The following is a 26,842-nucleotide window of genomic DNA, read 5'->3' on the forward strand; positions in this document are numbered from 1 at the left end:
CCAAATGAGCGATGATCCGCTCATCAGCCTGCCAGCCATGGCGCGCTGATCGTCCCGGCCCAACGCCGGAGAGCGCGGCGACCAACGCCGTCAGCTACACCACTCCCAGGGACACGATCTGGGCAGTTCTCACTCAACTCACGGTGAAATTCCAGCCAGCCGCGAGCCAGCGACGTTGTAGCGCCGCTGATAGTCCCTGCGTGCCATACACCAAATTCGTGCAGGCCCGCGCTGGCTTGGCGCTGGTCCGGCGGTTGATGCTCCTAAGCGTCGACCGCTGGTCGTTTGGAGGGCTGACGGTGGGACAAAAGCCTGGAAAAGCATTGGAAGTGGCTGGAAGTGCCCACGGTCCCACTAGGTCGTAAAGCTTTGTTATAGCTCACTTTCCGAAATCCCTCCGGGCCCACCAGCCGCAATTAGAGCCTGGGCGGCTCTCTTCGCGGTAGAGCCGGTAGATGCGGTTGATCCCCGACGGCTCGCCCTCGCGCCTGAGCAGGACGAACAGCCGCCGATAGCGGCGCGTGTTGGTAAGATCACGCAACCGGTCGTGCAGTTCCCTGTCCGAAGGCCGCCGCGACCGGTAGCGGATCATCGTGCGCTCGGCGCCGACAATCAAACAGGCCCGCCGCTCCGACAGGCCCTTCGCGGCCTGAAGATGCGCGACGGCTTCGCGCTTGGCGACGGGCCCTACCATTTTTTGACAGAAGCTCAGACAGCGCCGAAGCCTCCAGCATCTGGTCGGCGAGCAGCTTCTTCAGCCTGCCATTCTCCTCCTCCAACGCCCGCAGCCGCTTGGCGTCAGACACCTTCATGCCGCCATACTTGGCCTTCCAGTTATACAGCGTCGCCTCGGAAATCCCGTGCTTGCGGGCCACATCGCCCGCCTTCGCCCCAGCCTCGTGCTCGCGTAAAACCGCGATGATCTGCTCCTCAGTAAATCGCTTTCGCTTCATCGGTCCGTCCTTCAATCAAGGCCGGACTCTAATCTCAGATGGAGGAATTGCTCGTGGCAGGACATGGCCGGCAAGACCGCGATGTGCCCAATAGAACCATTCAGAAGGCGATGCGGACCATCCCGTGAGAGCCGAAATCGGCGACAATGGCGTCGCCGGGGCGGGCCTCTACCGGGCGGACGAAAGAGCCGGAGAGCACTACGTCGCCCTCAGCGATCCGCATGTCGTACTGGTGCAGCCGTTGGGCAAGCCAGGCGATGCCCGCGGCCGGATGGTTGAGCACGCCGGCGCCCAATCCGGTTTCCTCGACCTCGCCGTTGCGCATGACGATGGCGCCCATCCACCGCATGTCCACGTCGCGTGGTGCCATCCTCACTGAGGAAAGCACCAGGCCCGCATTGGCAGCGTTGTCGGAAACGGTGTCGAAGATGGTGCGCGCCTTCCCGGTCCCGGCGTTGACGCGTTCGATGCGCGTGTCGAGGATCTCGAGCGAGGGTGTCACATAGTCGGTCGCGTCGAGCACGTCATCGACGGTGACGCGGCCGCCGCTGAGCGGCGCCTTCATGACGAAGGCGATCTCGGCCTCGATGCGCGGCTGGATAAAGCGGTCGGGAACGATGTGTCCGCCCTCGTCGAAGAACATGTCGTCGAACAGCACGCCGGAATCGGGGATGTCGATATTGAGCGCAGACTGCATGGCCTTCGAGGTGAGGCCGATCTTCCAGCCCGTGGGCGTCAGGCCGGACGCGATCTTGCGGCGGACGAGGGCGGCCTGCACCCTATAGGCGTCGTCCAATGTGGCATCCGGGAAGTCGAGGCTGAGCAGCCGGATCTGGCGACGTTCGCGTTCCGCCTGGAAGAGCCGCGCCGCGGCGTCTTCCACTTCGTCGTCGCGCATCATCGGGCGATCTCCTCGTCGATAACACCGTTGCACAGCGTGCCGATGCCTTCGGCCTGCACCTCGACGATGTCGCCCGGCTTTAGCCAGATGGGCGGATCGAAGCGTGCGCCGGCGCCGGTCGGCGTACCGGTCACGATGACATCCCCCGGCACCAGCGTCGTGAAGGTCGAGACATAGGCGATGATCTTGCGGAAGGAGAAGATCATGCGGCCGGTGCGGTCTTTCTGCCGCACCTCGCCGTTGACGCGCGTGGTGAGTTCGATGTCGGCGATCTGCGCTTCGCTTGTGAACGGCACCAGCCACGGGCCGATCGAACCGGTATGGTCGAAGTTTTTGCCCTGCGTGACATTGAACTTCGCATGTCGCACCCAGTCGCGGATCGTGCCCTCGTTGCATAGTGACAGCGCGGCGACGTGGCCGAGCGCGTCGCGCTCGGCGATACGGCGGCCACGCCGGCCGACAACGATGACGACCTCGCCCTCATAGTCGAGTTGCGGCGATTCCGGCGGCCTCACCAGCGGCTGGCCATGCCCGACGAAGGAGCGCGGGAAGCGCACGAAGAGCGAAGGGTTCGAAGGAGCCGCCTGGCCATCCTTGTACTCCTCGTTGCGGTCGGGATAGTTCACGCCCACGCAGACGATCTTTTCCGGGGCGGGAACGGGAATCTCGTAGGCGATCTCGTCGAGCCCGAAATCTCTCGGTAGGCCTTCGGCCTCCTCGGCGAGGTGGCGCAGCGCCTGCGCTTCGATTGCCTCGCGTAGCGTCGGCCATTCCGCGCCATGGCGGGCGGAAAGATCGACGACGCCGTCGTCCATGACCGCGCCATAGCGCCTCCGGCCCCCGGCGGTGAAAGTGACGAGGCGGGGGAAAGCGGTGCCTGTCATGGCGCGACGATCGGCTGGGCCTTGAGGTCGGAGTCGCGAACTTCCGCACCGGCGAAGACGCTGCCTTCCTCGAACCAGCTCCTTGGCGCCGGCGCACCCCACAGCGTCTGCCGTTGCGGGTCTTTCAGATCCCACTTGATCGGCTCGTGATCCGGATCGACCGTCTGATAGTCAGAGCAGTAGATCTCGATCCGGTGGCCGTCGGGATCGCGGATGTAGAGGAAGAAGGCGTTGGAGATGCCGTGCCGCCCGGGGCCACGCTCAATCGCGCCGATATGCCCGGTCGTCGCCATCAGGTCGAGCAGGTCGATGACGTTAAGGGGCGTGGGCACCCAGAAGGCGACGTGATGCAAGCGCGGGCCGCGGCCGTTCGTGAAGGCGATGTCGTGAACGCCGCCCTTGCGGTGGAGCCAAGCCGCCCACAGTCGCTTCGTATCCTCGTCCTCCGTGTACTCGGTGACACGGAATCCCATTTCCGCGTAGAAGCGGGCCGACTCGTCCACGTTCGGCGAAAAGCAGTTGAAATGGTCGATCCTGAGCGGCCTTACGCCTCGATAGAGGGCGTACTTCTGGTGGATGTGCGGCAGCCGATCCATCTTGTGATAGAGTTCCAGCGGCGCGCCGTGCAGGTCGCGCGCCAGCAAGGTACGGCCCTGGTAGGGACGCTCGATCCATCGGCTTTCGATGTCCCTTTCGCGGAAGAAGGTTACAGCGCGGTCGAGATCCTCTTCTGCGAAAACCTTGAAACCCAGAACGTCGACCTTCGCTTCCGGCTTGCGGCGCAAGACCACAGAATGGTGCCCGCGCTCCTCCATCGCTCGCAGATAGATCACTTCGTCCGTTTCGTCGGTGACCTGCAGGCCGAGCAGGTCGACGTAGAAGGCCCGGCTCTTCGCCAGGTCGGTCACGCCGAGTTCCACATGGCTCAGCCTGAGGATGTTGAAGGCCGGATAGAGATTGTGCGGCGGCAACGGCATCTGTTTCTCCCAATTGTCTTCCGGGCGTCGAGAGCGCCCGGCATGGCGGTCAGCCGCCGAGCTTCGCTATGGCGTGTGATGAGGTCGCGAAGGAGATGTTCTTCGTTTCCATATAGAAATCGAACGACCAGTCACCGCCGTCGCGGCCGATGCCGGAATTCTTGACGCCGCCGAACGGCGTCGGCAGGTGCCGGACATTCTCGGAATTCACCCAGATCATGCCCGCCTCGAGTGCGTCGGAGAAGCGCAGCGCGCGCGTCACGTCGGACGTCCACAGGTAGCCGGCCAGACCGTAGCGCGTGTCGTTGGCGAGTTCCAGCGCCTCTGCCTCGTCGTTGAACGGCACCGCGACGAGCACCGGTCCGAAGATCTCCTCCTGTGCGATGCGCATGCGGTTGGAGACGCCTGTGAAGAGCGTCGGCTGCACATAGGTGCCGCCTCCGGGGCCGTCCACGGCGGCGCCGCCGGCCACGATGCCGGCGCCTTCCTTCCTGCCGAGTTCGATGTAGGAGAGCACCTTAGCCTGATGCTCGGGATTGATCAGGGGCCCGATGACCGTATCGGGATCGAGCGGATGGCCGATCTTGATGCGCTTTGCCTTCTCCACGACCTTGGCCACGAAAGCATCATGCACCGACGCCTCGACCAGAAGTCGCGAGGACGAAGTGCAGCGCTCGCCGTTCAGCGAATAGACCATGAAGACCGCCGCGTCCGCTGCGCGGTCGAGGTCGGCGTCGGCGAAGACGATCACCGGATTCTTGCCGCCCAGCTCGAAATGGACGCGCTTCAGCGTCGCCGCTCCTTGCTTCATTATCAGTGAGCCCGTCGCGCTCTCGCCGACGAAGCCGATCGCCTTGATGTCGGGATGCTCGGTCAGCGCCTTGCCGGCGTCCTCGCCAAATCCGTTGACAACGTTCCACACGCCCTTGGGCAGGCCGGCTTCCTCGGCGATCTCGACCAGCAGGCGCGCCGTCAGCGGCGACAGTTCGGCAGGCTTGTGGACCACGGTGCAGCCGGCGGCGAGCGCGGGCGCGATCTTCCAGGTCGACAGCATGAAGGGTGTGTTCCACGGGGTGATGATGCCGACCGGTCCGATCGGCTTGCGCGTGGTGATGTTGAGCTGCCCAGGAGCGTGCAGTGCCTTGCCGTCGCGGGCTTCGGACGCGCGATCGGCGAAGAAGCGGAAATTCTCCGCGCCCCGCAGCGCCGCCTTGGACATGAAGCGTAGCGACTGACCGGTGTCCATGCATTCGACGAAGGCGATCTCCTCGGCGCGTACAACGATTGCGTCGGCTATTTTGTGCAGCAGCTTCTTGCGTGTGTCGCCCGGCATCGCCGCCCAGCCGTGGAAAGCGGCTTTGGCCGCCTTCGCGGCGCGATCGATGTCCGCCACCTTGCCATGCGCGACCTTGGCCAGCGGCTTCAAGTCGATCGGCGAGATGCTCTCGAAGGTGGCGCCGTCCCCGGCCGGAACAGCCTCGCCGGCGATGTGATTCAGTACGCCGTCGCGGCGGAAGCGCTCGAGATAGGCCTCCGCCTTCTTCAGGTTCTGTTCAAGCGCGGACATGACCGCTCCTTCTACTTGCCGCGCAGGCGCGGATGAATGGCGTTCTTCTTCCAGCTCAGTTCCGGATCGATCTCCCGGATCTCGAGCGAGAGCGCGAAGTGAGGCGTTGCGAACAGCTTCGCGAGGTAATCGGAAGCGGCCGCGAAGATCGCCTCGCCGGTCCGCTTCTTCTCCTCGGCCGTGCGGCCGCGGCCGATCCGGAAGCTCATGTCGATGAAGCCGTTTTCAGGCAGAAGATCTGCCACGGCGTAGGCCTCCGCGCGAAATGCCCGCACCCGCACCGCGCCCGTTTCGAACAGGCCGGTGGAGAGAATCTCGCGCACCAAGACCCTGCAGAAATCGGTCATGTCGATCGCGCCATCGACATTGGCGGAGTATTCGATGGACATATGGGGCACGGCTTGCTCCCCTGCTCGCCACGGACTTTAGTTAACACGTGAATTACACCATGCTGCATTCATGTCAAGCACGGTTCCTTGCGCGGCGGGGCATCACTCGGACCTGCGGGCATGACAACAGCGCGCCTCATACGACGAGATTCATCGGTGTCTCCCTGGTTCGCAGCCAACTTTCCCAGCTGGGGGAGCGGAAAGGGCGCGGACTTTCGCGACTTCCTCTCCCGACGGGGAGCAGTAGCGAGCGAAGCGAGCCGGTGAGCAGCTCGATAGACCAGCATTGACCCGACTTCGCAGCCTGCTCCCTTGGACCGAAGGATTGCCGACTGCGGAAAAATCGAGGATATAGCGGGGGGTATTCAGGTCTTTAGGCCGCGCGGACACCAGGCGGCCTCCTACACCGAGGCAATCTTGTTACCCCCCAGCACACGCCGTTCACTGCCGATGGCTCTCCTGCGCGCGCGCGAAGTCGTGATGGCGCGGTTCCGACCGATGCTTGCCCGCCACGACATCACCGAACAGCAGTGGCGGGTGCTGCGTGTGCTGGCCGAAGCGGGCCCGCTCGAAGCAACCGAGCTTGCCGCGCGCGCCTCCATTTTGCCGCCGAGCCTGACGCGGATCATTCGCGCCATGGAGGAGCGCAAGTTCATCACCCGAAACAAGGTCAAGGGCGACGGGCGTCGCGCCAAGCTGGCGATCAGTTCTACGGGGCTGGCGCTGATAGAAGAACTGGCGCCAGAACGTATCGCCATTTACGACGCTATCGAGCGCCGCTACGGCGTCGAGCAGCACGAAAGGCTGCTCGACCTTCTCGAGAGCCTGATCCATTTGGAGGCGGGGGAGGAGTAGCAGACCCGTCTCCCCCTCAAGAAGGGTTGAAATTGTTATCCGCCAAAGCTCCCAAGCGCGGTCGGTTGCCTGTAGCAGCGGTCGACATAGAGCAGCGCCGCCTCGCCGCTGCCATGGCGGATATCGACGACACGGCCGAACATGACGTTATGGCTGCCGACGCGATGTACGTTGTCGGTCTCGCAGTCGAAGGAGACGATGGCGTCGGTCAGCGCGGGCACGCCGGAAGGCATGATCTGCCAGCTTGCCGCCTGGTAGCGCTCGGTCATGTCGCGGATGGCGCCGGCAAATTTGGCTGCCAGATGCATGTGCTGCTGCGTCAGCACGTTGACGCAGAAGCGGCGATTGGCGAGGAACAAGGCCGTCTGCGCCGAGCGTTCGTTCATGCAGACAAGCAGCGTGGGCGGGTTGTCGGAAACGCTGCACATGGCGGTGGCGGTGAAGCCGCCACGGCCAGCCGGCCCGTCGGTGGTGACGATGTTGACCGGCGCGCAGACCCGCGCCATCGCGTTGCGGAAATCCAACTGCGAGACCTGCGCCTCCATTGCACCGGTCTCACCCGGCGGGGCCGGCAAGTGGCGGCAGCCACGTATCGCCGGTCCAGCCCTTCTCGTCATAGTCGGCCATGCAGGCGTCGACCAGGCCTTCCATTTCCTTGAGCCGCCCGCCGCGCTCGGCACCTTTCAGCACCTGCAGCCGAACCTCTTCCTGCGCGCCGGCATAGTTCAGTTCGTAGAGCGCATGCCGTCCGCCGAACTCGGTGCCGGTTGCGTCCCAGAGCAGCTTCATGATCTTGATGCGCTCGACATGGCCCATATCGTTCGATCCGCGCACATACTGTGCGAGGTAGCGGTCGATTTCCGGATTGTCGAAGTCCCTGGCGGAGGATGGCAGGTAGATCAGCCCCGAGGCGATCACCTTGCGTACCGTCTCGATGACGCGCGGATAGGCTTCCGACATGAAGGTGCGGTAAGCAAGCGCCGCCTCCAGGTTTGGCAGCACCGCGCCACCCGCCCAGGGGATCGGATTGTGCGCCATGGCGTTTGAAAAGCTCCAGAACATGTGGCGCAGCGCGATGACTTCGCCAAGTGCCGCCTGGTTGCCTCGAAAGGTGTCGCCGCCAGTTGCTCTCAGCCCCTTTGCAAGCAACCCCGCTAGAAAGTCGAGCTTTACCGAAAAGCGGGTACAGCCCTGAAAACAGTAGCCGTGCATGAAACCCGACGCCGGATGGAACGACAGTATTTTTTGCGCGTCGCGCAGCACCAGAACGTCCTCCCAGGGGATGAAGACGTCGTCGAGCACCAGGATGGCATCGTTCTCGTCGAAGCGCGACGAGAGCGGATAGTCGAACGGGTGGCCGACGGTGTTCGCCGTCTGCTCGTAGGAGACGCGGCAGAACATCTTTATGCCGGGCGCGTTCATCGGCACTATGAACATCACCGATAGTGACGGGTCCTCGGTGACCGTCGCCGAGCTCTGCGCGAGGAAATTATAGTGGGTCAGTGCCGATGACGTTGCAACGACCTTGGCGCCCGAGACCCAGATGCCCGCATCGTTCTCCCTGGTGATGTGTACGAACACGTCCTTCACCTGCTCGGCCGGCTTGTGGCGGTCGATCGGCGGGTTGACGATCGCGTGGTTCATGAACAGGGCGGCTTCCTGAGCACGCTTGTGCCAGGCGAGCGCGTTCTCCCGGAAAGGTCCGTACCACTCCGCATTGGCGCCGAGCGTGTTCATCAGCGCCGCCTTGTAGTCGGCGGTGCGGCCCATCCAGCCATAGGTCTTGCGCGCCCAGTGGGCGATCGCGCCTTGCTGCGCGACGAGCTCGGCTGCGGACCGCGCGACGCGGAAATATTTGTGCGTGTAGCCGCCCGAGCCCGTGTCCGTCGGGACAGTCAGCACTTCCTGCTGAGCGGGATCGTGAAGCGCATCATAGAGGCGTGCCAGCGAGCGTGCGGAGTTGCGCATGGCCGGGTGCGAAGTCACGTCCGAGACCCGCTCGCCATTGATGAAGACCTCACGGCCATCCCGCAGGCTTTCGAGATATTCGGCGCCGGTGAACGGCCTGGTTCTGTCGGCGCGAAAGTCTTCTGATCGCATCGTCTGGCTCCGTAGATTCTGCCGAGAGTAGCCTCGCGGCCCACAATCGTTTATGGACGAAAATACAAACCGCTTGGACTTTTTCAGGCATATGCGCCGGACCGAGATTCCCGACTTCTTTGTATACGGCGAACCCGCCCGGCCGCTCGATGTCGGTTTTGTCCATGTCGAGACGGTCCTTGCTCGTCAGCCGGTTCACTGGGGCAAGGTCGCGGCGCACAAGCATTCCCGACTGGCGCAGATTACCTTGTGGACGAGCGGCAGCGGAACCTATCGGATCGAGGACCGTTCATGGAGTTTTTCGATACCTACCGTGAGCTTCGTGCCGAGCAACGTGGTGCACGGCTTCACCATCGAGCCCGGCTCCGACGCAATTGTCGTGTCGATCGCCGATGTCGCGCTGGCGGCCCTCGCCGACCATAGCCTGTTGTCGCTCGAAACGCCGGTGCTGGTCACCGCCACCGAAGAAACGCTGCCGTGGCGCAAGCTGCGTGCGACCATTGAGGCCATCCAGTCCGAATACGCCGACGCTTTGCCCGGCAGCGACAAGATCCTTCCGCCGCTGATTGCCGTGGCGCTGTCCGGCATCGCGCGGCTGACGGTCGGCATGACCCGTCTTGCCTTGCCGGCCGGTACGGCGCTGGCTGGTCGACTGCGCGGGCAGATCGACCGTCACTTCCGCGATGACTGGCCGGTCGACCGCTATGTCGCGGAGCTTGGAACGACTCGCCACCTGCTCGACAAAGCCGCGCGCGATGTGTTTGGCATGGGTGTACGCCAGGCGGTGAACGAACGGCGTCTGGTCGAGGCCAAACGCCTGCTGCTCTTCACCATCCGAACGGTGGAGGACATCGCCTACGAAACCGGGTTCAACGACCCTGCCTACTTCTCACGCTTCTTCAGTCATGTCGTTGGCATGCCGCCGAGCGATTGGCGGCAACAGCGGAGTGCATGAACAGACCTAAGCGGTGGCCGCCGCCGTCAGTCCCGCGTCCAGTGCTTCAGCGATCTTGGCGATTTCGGTAGCCGTCACCACGAGCGGCGGCGACAGGATGATGTTGTTGCCGGAAACCCGCAGCATCACGCCCGCCTCGTAGGCACCATCAGCAAGCCTGGCCATCGTCTTCTTGTCGGCAGGTGTTTTCGTATCGCGGTCCGAGACCACCTCGAGCGCTGCCATCAGACCCTTGTAGCGCACGTCGCCCACCAGCGCATGCTTCACCTTCAGCGCCTCCAGCGCCTTGCCGAACTCGACACCGCGCGCCGCTGCATTCCGGTTGACGGCGAGCCGCCTGGTTTCGGCCAAGGCGGCGATTCCAGCGGCGCAGCCGACCGGATGGGCGGAATAGGTGTAACCGTGACCGATTGCTCCCAGACCGGTCGTATCGGCCTCGAAGACCTCTGCGATCTTCTCGTTGACCAGCGTCGCTCCGAGCGGAAAGTAGCCGGAGGTGATCGCCTTGGCGATCGTCATCATGTCCGGCTTGACGCCCCATAGCCGCGAGCCGGACCATTCACCGGTGCGGCCGAAGGCGGTGACCACCTCGTCGGCGATCAGCAGGATCCCATGTCTGTCGCAGATGTCGCGCACCTGGCGCATGAAGGTCGGCGGCGGAACGATGATGCCGCCTGCGCCGAGCACCGGCTCCATGATGAATGCGGCGACTGTGTCTGGACCCTGAAAGGCGATCTCCTCCTCCAGCGCTTTGGCGCAGAGCCGGGCGAGCCGTGCCGGGTCGGTTTCGTCGAACGGGTTGCGGTAGGTGGACGGCGCGGGAACATGGAACACGCCAGGCAGCAGCGGCTCGTAGGCGCGGCGGAAGTTGATGCTGCCGGTAAGCGAGGCGCCGCCGAAATGCGTGCCGTGATAGCCCCTCTTCAGCGCGATGAACTTCACGCGGTCCGACAGGCCGCGAATCTTCCAGTACTGGCGTGCCAGCATCATGGCCGTATCGACGGAGTCGGATCCGCCTGAGGTGAAGAACGTGCGCACCATGCCTTCCGGCGCGAACCATTGCGACAGCTCGTAGGCGAGTTCGATGGCCGGTTCGTTGCTGGTGCCGCGGAAGGCTGAATAGTAAGGTAGCGCGTCGAGCTGCGCGGCGATCGCCTTCTTGATGGGATCGCAGCTGTAGCCGAGATTTACGTTCCACAACCCGCCGACCGCATCGATCACCGTGCGCCCATCGATGTCGGTTACCGAAACGCCTTCGCCCTTTACGATCACTTTCGGCGGGTTGGCGCGCATTTCCGCCGGATGCGCCATCGGATGCCAGATTGGCTTGCCGTTGTTTTCCATCAGGAAGTTTCGGTCGCGCATGGCGGGCTCCGGGTTTATTTCAGAGGTGGATGCCGACGCGCGTCAGCGCGTCAGCATAGGATTTCGCCGGATTGGCAACATCGAAGTGCACGGTCGGCATTCCTGCCCTGATCGCACCGTCGACATTGCGTTTCTGGTCGTCGACAAAGACGCAGGCGCTGGCCGGCAAGCCGAGTTCCGCGCACACAGCGTGATATGCGCGCGGATCGGGCTTCAGGATCTTTGTGTAGGTCGCGTCGACGATCGTCTCGAACAGGCGGAGAAGAGGCAGGCGGGTGCGGAACTCCGTGCCATAGAACAGGTCGAGTTCGTTGGAGAGAATGGCGAGGCGGATGCCGGCATCGCGCGCAATCCGGATGGAGCGGTCGGCTTCCGGCCGCACGACCGCCTCCGGATCGGCGCCGCGTGCTCGTTGCACGAAGGTCCGCATCTCGCTCCAGTCCTCGCCGACCAATTGCCCGACCTCGCGGGTGCGCGCTTTCCAATAGTCGCGCTCGCTGATCGCGTCGGCCTGCATCGAGCGCCAAAGTGGGTCGGAGGCGACGTCGAAGGGACCGCGCCAGGTCAGCGTGCCGGGCACCAGGCCAAGCGCCTGCTCGGTGAGTGCGTGTGTTTCGAACAGCGTCTTGGTCACGACGCCGCCAAAATCCAGCACCAGCGCCCGTGGCTGCGACCCGTTCACGCCGCTACTCCTTTCGGCACGACACCCGCGGCCACCCAGCGGTCGAATATCTCCAGTGTTTTTGCCACGAACGCCCTATCGTTGATGTGAGCATCGATCTCGTGCAGTTCGGCATTGGCCGGCACGTTCCGGCGCATTTCGTCGACAAAGGCGCCGGTGGCTTCCGGCTCATGGAGCGGCTCGCCCTCCTGGTCCCATTGCTGGATACCGCCGGTCGGCAGGATGAAGGCCAGGGGACCGCTCGCCGTCGCCAGCTTCGCTCCGATGGCCCGCGCAATTGCGCGCCGCGTGTCGGCGTCCGAGGTCACCGACGCGAGGAGCCGATTGTGCGCATGATAGGGGCGCTCCGCGAAGCGTTCCGGCACTGGCTGCCAGGTCGGGAAATCGACCATGTCGATCGCTCCGGGCGCGACGATTTGCGGTATGCCGGCGCGGCCCGCGTTCTCAAGCCGGTCTTTGCCGGAATTCACCACCGAGCCGGTCAGATGGTTGGCGAGTTCCTGCAGGCTGAAATCCATTACCGCCGCGAAGCCGCCCTGCGCCGCGATCGCCTCCAGCGAGCGCCCGCCCATGCCGGTGGTGTGGAAGACCACGACCTCATAGCCGCGTCTCTCGAGTTCCGGCTTAAGTGCGACCATGTATGTAAGGCAACTTTTGCCGAGAGAACTCATACCGACGACCGGCCGCGTCAGCTCCGGTCTCCTGCTCGAACGCGCCGCGCCGACCACGGCGCCACAGGCCTGCGCGAGCACCGCCTTGCAGGTGCTGTTCAGGCCGTAGAGCCCGCCGGCCCAAAGAATCATCATCAGGTCGGTGGCGATGCGCTCCGGCGGGATGAGGTGCGAATAGGCGATCGTTGAAACCACGAACTTAGGCACGCCGAGCGGCAGCGCCAGCGCCACATCGAGCGCCAGATCGGTGCCCATGGTACCGCCCAGCGCGATCACCCCGTCAATGTCGCCCTTGTCGAAGAGCCTGCGGGTGACCCGCGCCGCGCCGCACGCCATCCCCGTCATCGCCGTGTTCTCGTCGCCGCTTTCGGCGATGGCCTTGACGGTCGTTCCAGCCGCTCTGGCAATGGCGTGCTTGTCGTGGTGAGGCGCATACGGTGGATCGCCCAGGATGCTCACGTCCATCATCACAGGCTCGCCGCCGGCGGCCCTGATCGAGTCGCGCATGTAGAGCAACTCGTCGGACTTGGTGTCGCCGGTGCCGATGACCAGAATGCGTGGGTTGTCGCTCAAATTCGGGCTCTGGCTCTTTGTGGTTGCGCGGCCGCATGCGCGCTGCTCGGCAGCAGTCCGAACAGGTGTTCGCCGATCTCGCTTGCGCCTGCAGCGACTGCCGCGCCATGCCGCTCGATGTCGCCCTTGCGTATGCGCACCTGTGGGGTCGCGATGGCAAGGGCACCGATCGCAATGCCATCAACGCCGAGAATGGGCGCAGCGACGCTGAAGACGCCTTCCTCGAAGCCCTGCGTGCTGGTCGAGTAGCCTCGGGCACGCGCCGCTTCGATCAGTTTGGAGAGTTCCTCCGGCGCGCTCACGGTATGGCGCGTGAACGCCGGGAACGGACCTTCCGCCACGGCGTCGCGCAGCTTCTTCCGGGCGAAGGCGAGGAGAGCGATGCCGGAAGCCGTCGCGTGCAAGGGCAAAATCATCCCGACGGGAACGCTGACGCGGTTTGCCTTGGTGGATTCTACCACATGGACGGACACCAGCCCTCGGCTGGAATATTCAGACAGATGCACGGTCTCGCCGGTTTCCTGCGCCAGCCGTTCGACTGTGGGTGTTGCCGTGCGCAGGAAGGGGAATTGGGCCTCCCGCAGCAGCGCGAGGCGGGATATGCCAGCGCCTAGCCGGTAGCACCGGCTGCGCTCGTCCTGCTCGACCAGCCCGCATTCGATCAACGATATGAGCAGGCGCCGCGTCGTGGTCTTGTCGAACCCGACACGCCCGGCGAGTTCGGCGAGACCGAGCTCCGAAATGTCGGCGCCGAGCGTTTCCAGCAGCGAGACGGCTTTCGCCACCGTGCTCACCATCTACCTCCCAAACTACTTAACGTGCGAATTAGCTTGACAGCTCAAAAGCTAATTTGCAAGTCTCTATCCGAACCGCCGTTGCGAATAACGAAATCAACACGCCGGCAGTTCGATAGAGGTTCGCGGCAGGGTGGAGTTCGCTGCGACAGATCAAGGAGGAGAATCATGCGCAGACTGCTCGGCACCCTGTTGGCCGCCGCCGCACTGACACTACCGCTCGCTGCACAAGCCTTCGCCGAATATCCGGAGCGTCCCGTCACCTTCATTGTGCCCTGGCCTCCCGGCGATCTGGAGGATCAGCTGACCCGCATCATCGCCGAGGAGATGACCATCGAGACCGGCGTGCCGGCCAAGGTCGTCAACCGTCCCGGCGGCGGCGCGGTGGAAGGCGCGACAGCGGTCGCGCAGTCCGACCCGGACGGATATACGGTCGGCTCACTGGTCATCGACGTGCCGACCATGCACATCATTCGTGGCAACGCGACCTACACTCGCGACAGCTTCGAGCCGGTCGGCATCTTCCTCACCTATCCGTTCGCGCTGGTGGCGCTGAAGGACGCGCCCTACAACAACATGGCCGAACTCGCGGAGTACGCGAAGTCGAACCCGGTGAAGCTCGGGCATTTCGGCTACGATCTAGTTCCGACCATGGCGACCTTCGCGGCCGCCAAGCAGCTCGGTTTCTCTTTCGGTTCGGACGCCGCCTTCGACGGGCTGGACTGCGGTACGTTGAAAAACGGCGACGTCGACGTCATGAACACCACCATGGCGACGGTGCTGTCCTGCCTCGACGACGTCAAGGTCATCGCCGCTTATACGGAGACGCCGCTGTCGATCAAGCCGGACGCCAAGCTGCTGTCCGAGCAGGTTCCCGGCATGAACATCACGCTCTGGAACGGCCTGTTCGTGCCGAAGGGTACGCCGCAGGAGGTCAAGGACAGATTGGCGGCCATCGCCGAGAAGGCGATGAAGTCCGACAAGGCGCAGGAGGTGGCGAAGGCGACCGGCGCGGGGGTCTACTGGATGAACGCCGCCGACGCCGCCAAGCGCATCGACCAGGACTACGCCGACTCCGAGGCGCTGGTGAAGGCCCTCGACGCGAAGTGAGGGCGTGCGTGGCTTGAGGAAGAGGTGATGGCCTCGTCTCCGCGCCTCCCTCTAGCCTGCCGCCCATCTCTCCCTCAGAAGGGGAGATCGGCTGACGTGCTTGGTCGACCTAGACCCTTCAACACCGCCATCCTCGGGCTTGTCCCGAGGATCTGCTGCCTCAAGGCGATCGGCCACAAACGACATCGTCATTGCAGTAGGCTCAGTGTCCGCCAAGACCCGCCAGCCCCAGCAGATACTTGGGACAAGTCCGAGGATGACGGCAGAGCAGGTCTACCTGCCCGCCTTCCTAGCCCTGCACTTGAGGGGGAGATGGCCGACAGGCCAGAGGGCGGTGGCGTGTGCGATCCTTCGTTCGAACGGTCTTTCCGGGAGACGGCATGACGCAGATCCATCCTCATTCCAGCGACCCGGATCTCTTCGACGACGAAGAGGCCATTCCCGCCGAGGCCGAAGGGGTGGCGGCGACCGTGATACTCGCCGTCGTGCTCGTCCTGTTGGCGTTGGCGCCACTCGCCACCCGCGCCCAGCCGGTTGGCAAGGGCTGGTATCTCGCGCCGATCAACTGGCCGGTGTTCAGCCTCGGCATGGCGGCGCTCGCCGGCGCGGCCATCGTCTGGCCCTTTGTCAAGGCATGGCGCGGCGCGCCGGACCCCGCCGCCTTCCGCGCCAACGCGTTGTGGGCCTTCGGCGGCATGGGTTTCGCGATCGAACACAGCATTTACTTCTGCGTCTATCTGCTGGCGGTGGCGTGGGTCGGGTTCACCATCGCCACGGTTGTTTTCATGCAGTTCATCGTCTGGCGATCGGGCCTGCGCGGCAGGCGCTGGGTGTTCGTGAGCTTCGTCGTCGCGATAGCGATCGTGCTGATCTTTCGCTTGGGCATCGGTCTCTGGTTCCCGCTGTCGCCGCTTCTCAAGCTGTTCCCGTCTTGGATCGGCAATTCGCTCGGAGGCGTGCTGTGATCGACGCGATCATCGCCGGCTTCGAGAACGTCGCGACCTGGCAGGTCGTACTGGCGCTCATATTCGGCGCGCTCTGCGGCATTGTCGTCGGAGCGCTGCCCGGCCTAGAGCCGGCCGGCGCCATGGCCATCCTCTTGCCGTTCAGCCTGCAACTCGAGCCGCTGGCCGGCATCACGCTTTTGCTCGGCACCTATGGCGGCTCCTGGTACGGCGGCTCCATTCCCGCGATCCTGATCCGCGTGCCGGGCGACCCGGTGCATGTGCTCACCACCTATGACGGCTACCCGATGGCGCGCCGCGGCGAGGCGCATCGCGCGCTGTCGCTCGCCTATTCGTCCTCCTTCATTGGCGGCACGGTCTCCGTGCTGGCGCTGATCTTCCTGGCGCCATACCTCGCCAAGGTGGCTGCTCGGTTTGGCGCGCCCGAATACGCGATGATTGCGGTGGTGGCGCTGGTCTCGGTCATTCTGGCGCACCAGAAACAGGTGCTCGCGGCGCTGGTGTCGCTCGGGCTTGGCATGTTCCTCGGCACGGTCGGCTTCGAGTCGCTGTTCAACACCCAGCGCTATACCTTTGGACAGCAATGGCTTTTGGGCGGAATCCCCATGGTGCCGGTGGTCATCGGCATGTTCGCGATGTCGCAGGCTTTCGTCCTTCTGGAGACCAAGTCGCACCGCGCCGGCTCTGGCGATCTGGTGTACCGCAACCGGTTCCGCGGGCTGATCGAAGCCTTCCGCTATCCCAAGACGCTGGCGCGCTCGTGCGGGCTTGGCGTGGTCATGGGCCTGTTGCCGGGGGTCGGCGAGTTCGGCGCGCAATTCCTGTCCTATTCGCTGGCGCGCCGCTTCTCCAAGACGCCGGAGCAGTTCGGCAAGGGCGCGCCGGAAGGCCTTGTCGCCGCCGAATCCTCGATCAGCGCCTGCACCTCCACGGTGCTGGTGCCGCTGCTGTCGCTCGGCGTGCCGGTCGATCCGCTGATGGCGATGGTGCTGGCCGTCTTCATGATCCACAACATCATTCCCGGGCCGCAGTTGTTCGTCGAACACCCAGACTTCATCACTGGTCTCTACATCTCGCTGCTGCTGCTAAACGTCTTTGTCTTGTGTTTCCTGCTGTTCGCGACGAAATACGTAGAAAGGCTCACCCGCATCAGCCCGCGCATGATCGGCGCCGTTATCCTGGTCTTGGCGCTGATCGGAACCTACACGCAGAACTACCGGCTCACCGACGCGCTGATCACCGTGATTTTCGCACTGGTCGGCCGCTTCTTCATCCGCAACGGCATTCCGGGCTTTCCGCTGGTAATCGGCCTGGTGCTGGGGCCGATGTTCGAGATGCGCGTCATGCAGTCGCTCAGCCTTTCCAACGGCGACCCGACCATCTTCCTGACGCGGCCTGTTTCGGCCGGGCTGCTCGCGCTGGCGCTGACGGGTGTCGCGCTGTTCGCCGTGTCGCAATGGCGAGGGCGCGCCGCCGCAACCAACACCGACAAGGCCAAGGCTCTCAGAGATGCAACAAACTGATATTGACGCGCTACGCGCGCTTACCGTCCCTTCGCAGGGCCTGTTCATCGCCGGCCGGGTCGAACCCGCCGCGAACGGTCAAGTGCTCGACGTCAGTTCGCCGATCGACGGCCAGAAGTTCACCACGATTGCCGATGGCGGCGCGGCCGACATCGATCGCGCGGTCGTGGCCGCCCGCACGGCCTTCGACAAGGGCGTGTGGTCGCGCGCCGCGCCGGCGGAACGCAAGAAGGTGCTGATGAGGCTCGCCGCGCTCATCGAGGCGAAGGCGCTGGAGCTTGCAGTGCTCGGCGTGCGCGACAACGGCACCGAGATCGGCATGGCCTACAGGGCCGAGCCGATCTCGGCGGCCAGCACGTTCCGCTACTACGGCGAGGCGGTAGACAAGGTGTTTGGCGAGATTGCCCCGACGCCCCCAAACATTCTCGGCCTCGTCCACAAGGAGCCGCTCGGTGTCGTCGGCGTCATCGTTCCGTGGAATTTCCCGATGATGATTGGGGCCTGGAAGATCGCGCCGGCGCTGGCCGCTGGTAATTCGGTCGTGGTGAAGCCGCCGGAGATCGCCTCGCTCGCGCTGCTGAGGCTCGCCGAACTTGCGTCGGAGGCGGGGTTGCCGGACGGTGTGCTCAACGTCGTCACCGGCAAGGGTTCCGTGGCCGGCGAGGCGCTGGGGCGTCACATGAACGTCGACGCCATCGCCTTCACCGGCTCGGGCCCGGTCGGCCGCCGCCTGCTGGAATACGCGGCGCGCTCCAATCTGAAGCGAGTCTACCTGGAGCTTGGCGGCAAGTCGCCCAACATCGTCTTTGCCGACGCGCCGAACCTGAAGCAGGCCGCCAAGGTGTCGGCCAACGGCATCTTTCGCAACTCTGGCCAGGTCTGCGTAGCCGGCTCGCGGCTCTTGGTGCAGTCGTCGATCTATGATCGGTTCATGGCCGACCTGCTGGACGCGACCGCGAGATTGAAGGTCGGCGACCCGCTCGACGTGACGAGCGACGTCGGCGCGATCGCGAGCGCCGACCAGTTGGAGAAGGATCTGGGCTTCGTCGCCAAGGCGGAGGAGGAGGGTGCAAGGCGGCTGACCGGCGGCGCGCGCATCCGCGAGGAGAGCGGCGGCTACTATATGGCGCCGACGGTGTTCGAGAACGTCACGCCGGAGATGACGCTGGCGCGGGAGGAAGTGTTCGGCCCGGTGCTGGCGGTGATGCGCTTCGACACGGAGGAGGAGGCGATCAGGCTCGCCAACGCCACCGTCTACGGCCTGGCTTCGGCGGTGTGGACGTCGAACCTTGCGACCGCGCATCGCATGGTGCGGACGATCAATGCCGGCGTGGTGCACGTCAACACCTACGGCGGCTCCGACATCACCGTACCGCTCGGTGGGGTCAAGCAGTCGGGCTTCGGGCGCGACAAATCGCTTCACGCCCTCGACAAATATCTCGAGCTGAAGACGGCGTGGATATCGCTAGGGTGAGGAGAGCCGGCGTCGCGCTACCTCCCGAGCACGAAATCCGCGCAACGGTCCGCGATCATGATCGTCGGCGCGTTGGTGTTGCCGCTGGTCAGCCGCGGCATGATCGAGGCGTCGCAGATTCTCAAACGGGGCACGCCGCGCACGCGCAGTTGCGGGTCGACCACCGCCGCCTCGTTCGAGCCCATGCGGCTGGTGCCGCAGGGGTGGTAGACAGTCTTCGCCGTCTTCATGATGTGTTCGACGATCTTGTCGTCCGGCAGATCGGCACTCCCACCCGGCGCCAGTTCCTCCTTCACGACTGCCCGCAGCGCCGGCTGACGCAAGATCCTCCGAGCAACCTTCACGCCTTCGACGAGCAGATTCAGGTCTTCGGGCTCGGAGAGAAAACCCGTGGTGAAGCGGATCGGATCCTTCGGGTCGCGTGAGCGCAGCTCGACTTTTCCGCGCGATTTCGGTCTCAAGACGCATGGGTTCAGCTCCATGCCATGCTGCTCGACCGAGCCGTGGACCGCGTTCTCGATCATCACCGGCAAGACATGGAACTGGATATCCGGCCGTCCGTCGCTGTCGGTGTCGAAGAAGCCGCCGCTCTCTACCACATTGGAGGCGAGCAGCCCGCTGCGGAAGAGCACGTATTCGAGCCCATGCCGTAGCGCCTGAAGCCCGCGGTCCTGCCCGAGCAGCGAGATCGGGTCGCGCGTCGCCGCGTAGACCGGCGTCGCGACATGGTCTTGCAGGTCCCTGCCGACGCCCGGCATGTCGCGGATCACCGGAATCCCGAGTGAGGCGAGGTGCACTGCCGGCCCGAGACCCGAAAGCATCATGATCTTCGGTGTCGCCAGCGCGCCGGCGGCCAGTATCACTTCTTCCTTTGCGGAGGCCTGCACGGTCCGGCCGTCTGCGGTCGTGTAGGAGAGGCCGGCCGCCGAGCCGTTTTCCAGCGTGACGGCGCCGACATGCGCATCGGTGACGACGGTGAGGTTTGGGTTGCCGGCGAGCGGCTTCAGGAAGACTGTCGCGGCGGACTGGCGGACGCCGCCAAGCGTTGTCGTCTGGTAGAAGCCGACGCCTTCCTGCCGCTCCCCGTTGAAGTCGTCGTTGTAGCGATAGCCTGCCTGCTGCGCGGCGCGCACATAGGCAAGCGACAGCGGGTGGCGGTAGCGCGCGTCGGAAACGGGCAAAGGGCCTTCGCTGCCGTGCCAGGCACCGGCGAGGCGCTCATTGCGCTCCAGGCGTTTATACGCCGGTAGCACGTCGTCCCAGCTCCAGCCAGGGCAGCCGAGGTCGCGCCAGCCGTCATAGTCCTCGCGTTGGCCGCGGATGTAGAGCATGGCGTTGACCGAGGAGCCGCCGCCCAGCGTCCGCCCCTGCGGAACGGGCAGCCGCCGCCCGCCCACGGCCGCTTCCGGCTCCGATTGGTAAATCCAACTCCGGTTCGTGCGGAGCACTCGGGCGAAGGTCGCCGGCATGTGGATGAATTTGTCGTTGTCGCGCGGGCCGGCTTCGATCAGCAGCACGCGTTTGCCGGCATTGACGAGGCGGTTGGCTATGGTGCAGCCGGCCGACCCCGCCCCGGCGACGATATAGTCGTATGTCTGCATTGGTTCTCTAGGCGTATCGCATGATGGCCGTCTTGACCTCGAGATAGCCTTCGAGCGCGGCCTTGCCGTGCTCGCGACCGATGCCCGACTGCTTGAAGCCGCCGAACGGCGCGGCGGGGTCGAGCGTGTTATGCGAGTTCACCCATACCGTGCCGGCTTTCAATCCACGCACGGCCGTCATCGCCTTGCCGAGGTCGCGCGTCCAGACCGAGGCCGACAAGCCGTAGCGTGTGTCGTTGGCGAGCCGGATCGCCTCGTCAAGGTCGGCGACCGGCATCGCCGCGACGACCGGTCCGAACACTTCCTCGCGGACGATCTCGGAGTCGAGCTTCACGTTGTGCAGGATGGTCGGCGCGATGTAATGGCCCTGATCCGGCACGGGCCGGGCGCCGCTCAGTCGTTCTCCGCCGGCCGACAGCGCACGGTCGAGATAGCCGAGCACGCTGCGCTTGTGTTTGGCCGAGACGACCGGATTGATTTGCGCTGCCTCGTCACGTCCGGCGCCGAGCGCCATGCCATCGGCGATCTCGGCCAGGCGGGTCAGCGTACGATCGTAGATCGACTTCTCGATCAGGATGCGCGCCGCCGAAGTGCAGACTTGCCCCTGGTTGAAGAACATGCCGAGGCCGGCGATCAGAGGTTCGATCCCTTCCTCCATGTCTGCGAGCAGGATCATCGGCGATTTCGAGCCGAGCTCCAGCGTGAAGCGCGCGATGCGGTCGACCGCCGCGTGTCCGACGCGCTTGCCGATCTCGGTCGAGCCGGTGAAGGTCAGCTTGTCGATGCCCGGATGCCGGATCAGCGCTTCGCCGGTCACTGCGCCGCTGCCGGTGACGATGTTCACCACGCCCGGCGGAAAGCCAACCTTCTCTACCAGTTCCGCCAGCCGCAGCAGCCCGAGCGGCGTCTCCTGCGGCGGCTTCAGCACGATGGTGCAGCCAGCAGCGAGCGCCGGAGCGATCTTCCACACGCCGATAAGCAGCGGGAAGTTCCAGGGGACGATCGCCCCAACCACGCCCACCGGTTCCTTGATGGTCATGGCGTGATGCTTGGCGCCCGGCGGCACGGGAATGGCGACGTCGAGCGTGGCGCCTTCGATCTTGGTCGCCCAACCTGCATAATAGCGCAGCCAGTTTGCCGAACCTCCCGCCGACAGCATCCTCGCGACGCCGATCGACTTGCCGTTCTCGATGCTCTCGATCTCGCTGAGCAGGTCGATGTCGGATTCCACCGCGTCCGCGAGCTTGAGCAGCAGCCTTTCGCGCTCGACCGCGGGCATTGCGCCCCAAGGCCCGTCGAGTGCGGCACGTGCCGCTTTCACGGCCTGATCCACGACCTCCGCACCGCTTTCCGGGACGCGCGCGACGATCTGGCCGGTCGCCGAATCGTCGACCGCCAAGGTGACGTCGGTGGGGGCATCGATGAACTTGCCGTTGACGAAGGGCCGCTGCCTGCGCGCCAGGAACACCGCCGCTTCGGCGCTGATCGGCGGAACCAATCTCTCGTCCACAAGTCTCTCCCGGACATTCTCCGAATGATCAGGGGTATTGGCGGCGTCCGCCCCGTTCAAGCAGCGCCGACTGCGAGTGCGCGCTCAGTCAAAACAAAGTTCCCGTTCGGACAAGACGCCGTCGCGCGGTCGCCGCACTATTCGCGAGTAGTCGACACCGACCGCGGCGGACCGAAGTGCAGGGGCAAGCGGCAGAGGCAAGCGTGAGATTCAAGGGCAAGACCGCATTCATCACCGGCGGCGGCACCGGCATTGGAGCCGCCGTCGCCCGCCGCATCGGATCGGAAGGCGGAAACGTCGTCCTGATGGGGAGGCGGCGCGAGCCACTCGAAGCCGTGGCCAGCGGAATTGGAGGTCTCGTCGTCCAAGGCGATGCGGCCGATCCTGCTGCCGTGCGAGCCGCGCTCGCGGCGGCGCACGGCAGGTTCGGCCAGATCGACATTCTTGTCGCCAATGCTGGCGGGCATGGCGTCGGCCCAACCGTTTCGATGAGCGACGAGACATGGCAGATGGCAACGCGCGCCAATCTCGATACCGCCTTCGTCTGTGCCCGTGAGTGCCTGCCAGACCTGATCTCGCGCCGTGGCAACATCGTGATGGTCGCCTCGATCGCCGGCCTGTTCGCCGGTCCGCAGGCGGCAGGCTACGTTACCATGAAGCATGGCTTGATCGGTCTGGGCAAGTCGCTGGCGCGTGACTATGGCCGCCGCGGCGTGCGCACCAACATCATCTGTCCGGGCTGGGTGGCGACGACGATGGCCGACGAGCAAATGCAGGTGATCGTCGACAAGCACGGACTGGCTTCCATCGACGAAGCTTACAGGCTGGTGACGAAGGACGTACCGCTCGGCCGACCTGCCACGCCGGAAGAGGTTTCAAACGTGATCTGCTTCGCCGCTTCGTCCGAGGCGGCCATGATGAACGGCTCCATTCTGACGGTCGACGGTGGCGCTACGGTGGTCGACCTGCCGACGCTTGCGTTTGTCGATTGAATTTCGGAGGAGAATACAGTGAACGATCAGAACCGTCCCGCCGACTGGAAGCATTTCGATGACTTCGCCGCCGGCATAGCCACCAACAGGTTGGCCACCACGAAGGCACTCGCTGGACGGACCTTCAAGATCACCCTGAAATCGGGGCGAGCAATCGACCTGGCCTTTACCTCGCCGGATACGGTCGCCTGGAGCGAGGGTGGAACGGCCGGGGCCGATTGGTACGAAGCACTGGAGGTCGCGCCCGACGTCTTCTTCATCAACATGACGTTCGCTGCGCGACCGACCGAGGATGAGGCTTTCATCGTCAATACGCGCACCCGCCGCGTGTTGTCGGTACGTGAGCGTGTCCGCGATGCCTCCGAGGCACCGGGCGAGCCGCGGGTTGCGCAGGTCTGGTCGGCTGGCACCCTGGGTGACGCCTCCGTCGTGGCCGAAGGCGGCGAGCCTGCGCCGACGCGCGACCTGATCGGACTGACGGCGCATTACGAATACAGCCCGAACCATGTCTACGAGCATGTCTATCTGAGTTCCGAGCGCTATGCGTGGCAGAACCTTGTCGGCGTGCAGCGCGGCCACGGCGACGTCGATCTGGCGACGACTTGGAAGTTTGCCGAGAATCAGTATGTCTTCGGGTTCCGGGAGTTCATCATCCCGGTCGCGTCCCTGTTCTTCTACAACTGGGAGACGATGCGCTCGACCGGCAAGTTCCTCGGTGTCACCAGCGCGGGAAAGATCGAGAACATGCCTGCCGGCGCGTTCATCGAGAAGAAGTCGTCCGTCGCCTATGCGTCCGGCCGGGCGCCGGTCTGATTGGAGGAGGTGACGATGAGCGCGAATTACGAAGCGATCAAGGCGCATTATCAGGGGTCCGACCGCAAGGATCTGGCGGCCATGATGGCGCCCATCACGGATCGGACGGCATGGACGGAGATGGCGGGGTTCCCCTATGCTGGCACCTATGTTGGGGCTGACGCCATCGTCGATGGGGTTTTCCGCCGCATCGGCGAGGAATGGGACGGATACACCTTCATGCTCGAAAGACTGGTGGACGGCGACGCCACGATCGTCGGCATCGGCACCTATTCGGGCATTTTCAGGAAGAACGGCAAGCGCATGTCGGCGCGCGTGGTCCATGTGTGGGACATGGACGGCGGCAAGGTCGTGCGTTTCGAGCAGTTCACGGACACGAAGCTGGTCGCGGACGCGACACGCTGAGCGTGCGTTGTGCATAGGGGCCGGCGAGGCGCTCGCATGCCCGGCCAATCAGGGAGGATGACCATGAGATTCGACTTCAAGGGAATGATCGCAGGACTTGCCCTGTCGACCGTGCTGACGGCCGCCGTCGCGCAGGCGGCGGAGAACGAGATCGTCATCGGCGCGCCGATCTCGCTCACCGGACCGCTCGCCGGCGACGGCAAGGAGCAGAGGTGGGCCTATGAACAGGCTGTCGCCGACGTCAACGCGGCGGGCGGCCTTCAGGTCGGCGACAAGAAGCTTCCGGTCCGCCTGGTGATCGCGGATGACGAAAGTTCCGAAGGCAAGGTCGCCGCCGCACTCGAGAACCTGATCAAGGTACAGAAGGTCGACGCCCTTCTGTCCACGCATTCGGGACCAATGAACGTTGCCGGCGCCATCGTCGCCGAGAAGTACAAGAAGTTCTATATGATCACCACGGCCTTCCCTTTCGAGTGGCAGCCGCTCAAGGCGAAGTACTCGGCGCTGTTCTTCTTCCATCCTGGCCCCGGCGCGGAAGTGCCCTTCCAGATCTGGGAAAAACTGCCAGAGGATCAGCGTCCCAAGAATCCGGCCCTGGTCTCGGAGGACACGCCTGATGGCAAGGGCTTCGGCGGCGCCTTCGTCGGGGCTGCGGAAAAGTACGGCTACAAGTTCGCCGTCAACGATCCATGGACGGTCGGCGCGACCGACTACTCCGCGCTGGTCACCAAGCTGAAGGGCGCCAATGTCGATGCGATGCTGGTCTTCGGCTCGCCCGCCGACACCATCACCCTGATGCGCCAGATGAAGGAGTTGGGCTTCAGCGTACCCTATTTCCACGGATGGAAGGGCACCTGGACCGGCGAGTTCCACGATGCGCTGGGCGCAGACTCCGACTACATTCTGACGGACGGCTTCTGGTCGTCGCACTATCCCTACACCGGGTCGAAGGAACTCGGCGAACGGTACGAGAAGGAGTATGGCAAGGACTCAGTCACGGTCGGCGCGTTCTATGCCAACGCGCAGGTGCTAGCTCGCGCCATCGAAAAGGCCGGTTCCACCGACGCCGGCAAGATCCATGACGCCATCTTCGGTCAGGAGTTCAAGGACACCGTCGTCGGCGACCTGAAATTTGACGAGACGGGCTTTGCCCTGATCCCGAGCGTCGCCACCCAGTGGTGGCAGGGCAAGCACCAACTGATCTTCCCGGACGGCGACTGGACCTACAAGCCCGCGCCTGCTTGGGACAAGCGCTAGGCGGGGCGGATCGCGTCTCGTCGGCGACCGGACGCGACCCTTCGTATGGATTTAGCAGGAATTCGGGCGGCAGGAACGGCATATGCATGCAGACGAGACGGTTTTGCGCCTCGAGAACGTGCAAAAGAGCTTCGGCGGGCTGGTCGTGCTCGCCAACATCGATCTCGCGATCGACCGTGGCGAGCTGGTCGGCCTGATCGGCCCGAACGGCGCCGGCAAGTCAACGCTGTTCAACGTGATCACCGCGATCTACGCCCCCAGCCGGGGCAAAGTCTGGTTCCGCGACAGCGATATCACCGGCGCGCAGCCGCACCGCATTTGCCGGCTCGGAATCGCCCGTACGTTCCAGCTTGTGCGCGTTTTCCCGACGATGACCGCCCACGAGAACGTCCTAGTCGGAGCGGTCTACGGGTCCGGCGGCCGCGTTGCCAATGCATCGCAGGCGGCGACCGAGGCGCTCGACCTGGTCGGACTCTCGGCCAGGCGCGACGTCCGCACCGCGCATTTGACGCTCTCGGACCGACGTCTTCTCGAGATCGCTCGTGCCGTAGCTTCGCGACCCGCGCTGCTCTTGCTCGACGAGCCGATGGCGGGCCTCAATGCCACGGAGATCAAGCAGATGGTCGACGTGATCCGCCGCACCCGCAACGACATGGGCATCGCCATCCTGTGGGTGGAGCACAAGGTCGACGCCATCATGAAAGTGTGCAGTCGCGTGGTCGTGCTCGATCACGGGGAAAAGATCGCCGACGGAACGCCGCATGAAGTGGCCACCAACCGCAAAGTCATCGAGGCCTACCTTGGCGAACCGTCTTCTTGAGGTGAGCAACCTCTCTGTCGCCTACGGGGACGTCCGGGCGCTCTGGGGCGTCTCGATCCATGTCGATCAGGGCACGATCGTGGCGATCGTCGGCGCCAACGGCGCCGGCAAGTCCACGTTGTTGCGCGCGATTTCGGGCATTGTCCGGGCTCAGGAAGGCGAGATCAAACTATCCGACAACTCGCTGGTCGGCCGCCCCCCCGAAGACATCGCGCGGCTGGGCATCGCGCATGTGCCGGAGGGACGTGGGCTTTTCCGTCACATGACCGTGCTGGAGAATCTCGAACTCGGCGCATTCCAGCCGAAGGCGCGGCCGCGACTCAGGGAGGGCATCGACAAGGCCTATGCACTGTTTCCGCGTCTCAAGGAGCGCGCACATCAGAAGGCCGGCTCGCTCAGCGGCGGCGAGCAGCAAATGCTGGCGATCGCGCGCGCCGTCATGTCGGATCCGGCGCTGCTCATCCTTGACGAGCCGTCGCTGGGGCTCAGTCCGCTGGTCGTGCGGCAGATGTTCACGCTCATCCAGACCCTGCACTCCCAGGGCGTCACCATTCTGCTGGTCGAGCAGAACATCCACCAGGCGCTCAAGGTGGCCGACTATGGTTTCGTGCTGAAAACGGGCGAGGTGGCGATGCAGGGCACCGGCAGGGACCTACTAGCCAATCCGGAAATTCAGAAGGCCTACATGGGCGTGCTGGAGTAGTCG

Annotated in this window: 25 protein-coding genes and 1 pseudogene; 12 read left to right on the top strand and 14 right to left on the bottom strand. The window is 64.4% G+C overall.

What is annotated here, in order from left to right; translation table 11 throughout:
* Positions 1 to 433: 433 nt before the first annotated feature.
* The 6 genes and pseudogenes from RB623_RS25780 to RB623_RS25805 form a co-directional block, all read right to left on the bottom strand.
* Positions 434 to 953: pseudogene (locus tag RB623_RS25780) on the bottom strand (transposase); the annotation flags it as partial.
* A gap of 100 nt (positions 954 to 1,053) precedes the next feature.
* Positions 1,054 to 1,854: a 2-oxo-hept-4-ene-1,7-dioate hydratase gene (gene hpaH, locus RB623_RS25785; RefSeq protein WP_308059983.1), complete on the bottom strand. Its 801-nt coding sequence runs from the start codon at positions 1,852 to 1,854 to the stop codon at positions 1,054 to 1,056.
* Positions 1,851 to 2,738, bottom strand: coding sequence for a fumarylacetoacetate hydrolase family protein (locus tag RB623_RS25790; RefSeq protein WP_308059984.1), 888 nt, complete (start codon positions 2,736 to 2,738; stop codon positions 1,851 to 1,853). Before RB623_RS25790 ends, hpaH begins: the two co-directional genes overlap by 4 nt.
* The gene (gene hpaD, locus RB623_RS25795) at positions 2,735 to 3,715 is read right to left on the bottom strand and encodes a 3,4-dihydroxyphenylacetate 2,3-dioxygenase (RefSeq protein ID WP_308059985.1); all 981 of its coding nucleotides are present in this window, start codon (positions 3,713 to 3,715) and stop codon (positions 2,735 to 2,737) included. Before hpaD ends, RB623_RS25790 begins: the two co-directional genes overlap by 4 nt.
* Before the next feature lie 49 nt (positions 3,716 to 3,764).
* Entirely contained in the window at positions 3,765 to 5,282 is a 1,518-nt protein-coding gene (gene hpaE, locus RB623_RS25800) for a 5-carboxymethyl-2-hydroxymuconate semialdehyde dehydrogenase (RefSeq protein ID WP_308059986.1), read from the bottom strand.
* A gap of 11 nt (positions 5,283 to 5,293) precedes the next feature.
* On the bottom strand, positions 5,294 to 5,680 hold the full coding sequence (locus RB623_RS25805; RefSeq protein WP_308059987.1) for a 5-carboxymethyl-2-hydroxymuconate Delta-isomerase: 387 nt from the start codon (positions 5,678 to 5,680) through the stop codon (positions 5,294 to 5,296).
* A gap of 441 nt (positions 5,681 to 6,121) precedes the next feature.
* Here RB623_RS25805 and hpaR point away from each other — a divergent pair, with 441 nt between their 5' ends.
* Positions 6,122 to 6,526 (top strand): homoprotocatechuate degradation operon regulator HpaR, encoded by a 405-nt coding sequence (gene hpaR, locus RB623_RS25810; RefSeq protein WP_308059988.1) that lies wholly within the window; start codon positions 6,122 to 6,124, stop codon positions 6,524 to 6,526.
* Between the two features lie 35 nt (positions 6,527 to 6,561).
* Here the strand turns inward: hpaR and RB623_RS25815 are convergent, their stop codons facing one another.
* On the bottom strand, positions 6,562 to 7,071 hold the full coding sequence (locus RB623_RS25815) for a flavin reductase (RefSeq protein ID WP_308059989.1): 510 nt from the start codon (positions 7,069 to 7,071) through the stop codon (positions 6,562 to 6,564).
* 10 nt (positions 7,072 to 7,081) lie between these two features.
* Positions 7,082 to 8,626 carry a 4-hydroxyphenylacetate 3-hydroxylase N-terminal domain-containing protein gene (locus RB623_RS25820; RefSeq protein ID WP_308059990.1) on the bottom strand — a complete coding sequence of 515 codons (1,545 nt, stop codon included), beginning with the start codon at positions 8,624 to 8,626 and terminating at the stop codon, positions 7,082 to 7,084.
* Positions 8,627 to 8,717: 91 nt separating this feature from the next.
* Between RB623_RS25820 and RB623_RS25825 the strand changes: the two genes are divergently transcribed.
* Positions 8,718 to 9,581 carry a helix-turn-helix domain-containing protein gene (locus RB623_RS25825; RefSeq protein WP_308060058.1) on the top strand — a complete coding sequence of 288 codons (864 nt, stop codon included), beginning with the start codon at positions 8,718 to 8,720 and terminating at the stop codon, positions 9,579 to 9,581.
* 6 nt (positions 9,582 to 9,587) lie between these two features.
* Here the strand turns inward: RB623_RS25825 and RB623_RS25830 are convergent, their stop codons facing one another.
* Genes RB623_RS25830 through RB623_RS25845 form a run of 4 tightly spaced genes read right to left on the bottom strand, consistent with a single transcriptional unit; the run spans position 9,588 to position 13,669 of the window.
* Positions 9,588 to 10,946 carry an aminotransferase class III-fold pyridoxal phosphate-dependent enzyme gene (locus tag RB623_RS25830; RefSeq protein WP_308059991.1) on the bottom strand — a complete coding sequence of 453 codons (1,359 nt, stop codon included), beginning with the start codon at positions 10,944 to 10,946 and terminating at the stop codon, positions 9,588 to 9,590.
* A 19-nt stretch (positions 10,947 to 10,965) separates the two neighbouring features.
* On the bottom strand, positions 10,966 to 11,628 hold the full coding sequence (locus RB623_RS25835; protein WP_308059992.1) for an HAD-IA family hydrolase: 663 nt from the start codon (positions 11,626 to 11,628) through the stop codon (positions 10,966 to 10,968).
* Positions 11,625 to 12,872 (bottom strand): Tm-1-like ATP-binding domain-containing protein, encoded by a 1,248-nt coding sequence (locus RB623_RS25840; RefSeq protein ID WP_308059993.1) that lies wholly within the window; start codon positions 12,870 to 12,872, stop codon positions 11,625 to 11,627. Before RB623_RS25840 ends, RB623_RS25835 begins: the two co-directional genes overlap by 4 nt.
* On the bottom strand, positions 12,869 to 13,669 hold the full coding sequence (locus tag RB623_RS25845; protein ID WP_308059994.1) for an IclR family transcriptional regulator: 801 nt from the start codon (positions 13,667 to 13,669) through the stop codon (positions 12,869 to 12,871). Before RB623_RS25845 ends, RB623_RS25840 begins: the two co-directional genes overlap by 4 nt.
* A gap of 165 nt (positions 13,670 to 13,834) precedes the next feature.
* Between RB623_RS25845 and RB623_RS25850 the strand changes: the two genes are divergently transcribed.
* The 4 genes from RB623_RS25850 to RB623_RS25865 all read left to right on the top strand — a co-directional run bounded on the left by RB623_RS25850 (position 13,835) and on the right by RB623_RS25865 (position 18,738).
* Positions 13,835 to 14,776 (top strand): tripartite tricarboxylate transporter substrate binding protein, encoded by a 942-nt coding sequence (locus RB623_RS25850; RefSeq protein ID WP_308059995.1) that lies wholly within the window; start codon positions 13,835 to 13,837, stop codon positions 14,774 to 14,776.
* A 380-nt stretch (positions 14,777 to 15,156) separates the two neighbouring features.
* Entirely contained in the window at positions 15,157 to 15,741 is a 585-nt protein-coding gene (locus RB623_RS25855; protein ID WP_308059996.1) for a tripartite tricarboxylate transporter TctB family protein, read from the top strand.
* Positions 15,738 to 17,264, top strand: coding sequence for a tripartite tricarboxylate transporter permease (locus RB623_RS25860; RefSeq protein WP_308059997.1), 1,527 nt, complete (start codon positions 15,738 to 15,740; stop codon positions 17,262 to 17,264). Before RB623_RS25855 ends, RB623_RS25860 begins: the two co-directional genes overlap by 4 nt.
* Positions 17,251 to 18,738 (top strand): aldehyde dehydrogenase, encoded by a 1,488-nt coding sequence (locus RB623_RS25865; RefSeq protein WP_308059998.1) that lies wholly within the window; start codon positions 17,251 to 17,253, stop codon positions 18,736 to 18,738. Before RB623_RS25860 ends, RB623_RS25865 begins: the two co-directional genes overlap by 14 nt.
* 17 nt (positions 18,739 to 18,755) lie before the next feature.
* On the opposite strand, the gene RB623_RS25870 is transcribed toward RB623_RS25865, so the two are convergent.
* Together RB623_RS25870 and RB623_RS25875 are read right to left on the bottom strand one after the other, a co-directional pair.
* On the bottom strand, positions 18,756 to 20,339 hold the full coding sequence (locus RB623_RS25870) for a GMC family oxidoreductase N-terminal domain-containing protein (RefSeq protein WP_308059999.1): 1,584 nt from the start codon (positions 20,337 to 20,339) through the stop codon (positions 18,756 to 18,758).
* A 7-nt stretch (positions 20,340 to 20,346) separates the two neighbouring features.
* Entirely contained in the window at positions 20,347 to 21,849 is a 1,503-nt protein-coding gene (locus RB623_RS25875; protein WP_308060000.1) for an aldehyde dehydrogenase family protein, read from the bottom strand.
* A 203-nt stretch (positions 21,850 to 22,052) separates the two neighbouring features.
* Here RB623_RS25875 and RB623_RS25880 point away from each other — a divergent pair, with 203 nt between their 5' ends.
* From RB623_RS25880 to RB623_RS25905, 6 genes are all read left to right on the top strand, one after another.
* Complete coding sequence (locus RB623_RS25880; protein WP_308060001.1) at positions 22,053 to 22,841, top strand: SDR family oxidoreductase; 789 nt, start codon at positions 22,053 to 22,055, stop codon at positions 22,839 to 22,841.
* Between the two features lie 18 nt (positions 22,842 to 22,859).
* The gene (locus RB623_RS25885) at positions 22,860 to 23,654 is read left to right on the top strand and encodes a MoaF C-terminal domain-containing protein (RefSeq protein ID WP_308060002.1); all 795 of its coding nucleotides are present in this window, start codon (positions 22,860 to 22,862) and stop codon (positions 23,652 to 23,654) included.
* A gap of 15 nt (positions 23,655 to 23,669) precedes the next feature.
* Positions 23,670 to 24,059 (top strand): nuclear transport factor 2 family protein, encoded by a 390-nt coding sequence (locus RB623_RS25890; RefSeq protein ID WP_308060003.1) that lies wholly within the window; start codon positions 23,670 to 23,672, stop codon positions 24,057 to 24,059.
* Between the two features lie 63 nt (positions 24,060 to 24,122).
* The gene (locus RB623_RS25895) at positions 24,123 to 25,316 is read left to right on the top strand and encodes an amino acid ABC transporter substrate-binding protein (RefSeq protein WP_308060004.1); all 1,194 of its coding nucleotides are present in this window, start codon (positions 24,123 to 24,125) and stop codon (positions 25,314 to 25,316) included.
* 82 nt (positions 25,317 to 25,398) lie between these two features.
* Positions 25,399 to 26,136: an ABC transporter ATP-binding protein gene (locus RB623_RS25900; protein WP_308060005.1), complete on the top strand. Its 738-nt coding sequence runs from the start codon at positions 25,399 to 25,401 to the stop codon at positions 26,134 to 26,136.
* Positions 26,078 to 26,839: an ABC transporter ATP-binding protein gene (locus tag RB623_RS25905; RefSeq protein ID WP_374121745.1), complete on the top strand. Its 762-nt coding sequence runs from the start codon at positions 26,078 to 26,080 to the stop codon at positions 26,837 to 26,839. Before RB623_RS25900 ends, RB623_RS25905 begins: the two co-directional genes overlap by 59 nt.
* Positions 26,840 to 26,842 lie beyond the last annotated feature (3 nt).

This window comes from Mesorhizobium sp. LHD-90 (assembly GCF_030929505.1).
In the GTDB taxonomy this organism is placed as follows: Bacteria; Pseudomonadota; Alphaproteobacteria; order Rhizobiales; family Rhizobiaceae; genus Kumtagia.